The 1,016-nt window shown below is 36.5% G+C and carries 2 protein-coding genes; one reads left to right on the forward strand and one right to left on the reverse strand.

Annotated features, from left to right (window positions below):
• Positions 1-237 precede the first annotated feature (237 nt).
• Positions 238-609 (forward strand): H-type lectin domain-containing protein, encoded by a 372-nt coding sequence (locus LI015_RS29130; protein WP_416387961.1) that lies wholly within the window; start codon positions 238-240, stop codon positions 607-609.
• A 4-nt stretch (positions 610-613) separates the two neighbouring features.
• Here the strand turns inward: LI015_RS29130 and LI015_RS27930 are convergent, their stop codons facing one another.
• On the reverse strand, positions 614-880 hold the full coding sequence (locus LI015_RS27930; RefSeq protein WP_157140337.1) for an H-type lectin domain-containing protein: 267 nt from the start codon (positions 878-880) through the stop codon (positions 614-616).
• Positions 881-1,016 lie beyond the last annotated feature (136 nt).

The raw sequence follows: 1,016 nt of genomic DNA on the forward strand, positions 1-1,016 counted from the left end.
CGCTTATGGGGGATGTTGAGCACAGTTATAATTATATAGAATTGTTATGCGTGCTGTTTTTTTTGCACTTCCGGGCATAATACGGATTTAAATAATCGCGCAGTAATCACAGATTTGATATCCGAAGCTGAAGCTGGTCCCTTGGGAAAACGGATTGTCAATTGCGGTGACAACACAAAAAACACTCCGTATAAAGAGGGATTGACCACTCTACAATCAGGAACTGCCATAATTTGTATGTCGTCTGCTAACTATGGGACTATTTTATATATAACTGCAGGTTCCGAAAAAATATTTTTTAAATCAAAGTCTAACGCTATATGGGGAGATTGGAAACAGAGTATTTCAAACACTGATATACAAGCCGGAAATGCATCTCTCAGTGAATGCGCTCCCGGTAAAACAACAGATTTTGATATCACTTTTCCTAATCCGTTTCCCACAATCCCAAAGATTATGGTCAGCCTCCGCTCCAGTAGCCAGTCTGAAAAATATGGTCTACTTACACCCTATGTTGCTAATGCAAGTAAAACTGGTTTTACGTTTAGGGTCGCTAATGCCCACACTACATCATTAGCCCCGTTAGGGTCATGGATGGCAATGCTTTAAACAATCATTCCATTGCTATCCAATATATAGCAGGCTGTAATTCACGGCTAGAATTATTGGCAATTCTTACTGTAAAGCCAGTTTTTGAAACATCACTAACCATTGGAGTCATATTTCCATATTCGATAAATTCTGTTGTACTATAGAAACCAGCAACAACTTTCGGATTGGAATTAAATGGAATTGGGAATTTAATATAAAAATCGGTTATCTTTTTTTCAGTAGCTATTATTGCACTTGTTGAACCTTTTTGTAACGCCGTACTCTTCAAATAATTGTTTAAATCCGTATTGTACACAGCAACTAAAATGAATAAAAATGAGTTTTTGGTGAATTAACATACTGATGTGCGCAATACGGATTTAAAATTACTTGCTTCATGTTTTAACTTTGAAAAAGTAGCTATA

It is taken from the genome of Enterocloster sp. 210928-DFI.2.20 (genome assembly GCF_020554465.1).
Taxonomy (GTDB): Bacteria; Bacillota; Clostridia; order Lachnospirales; family Lachnospiraceae; genus Enterocloster; species Enterocloster bolteae.

Excerpts from the sequence above, each read along its gene's own strand:
- LI015_RS29130 (WP_416387961.1), top strand. The coding sequence starts at position 238 with ATGTCGTCTGCTAACTATGGGACTATTTTATATATAACTGCAGGTTCC.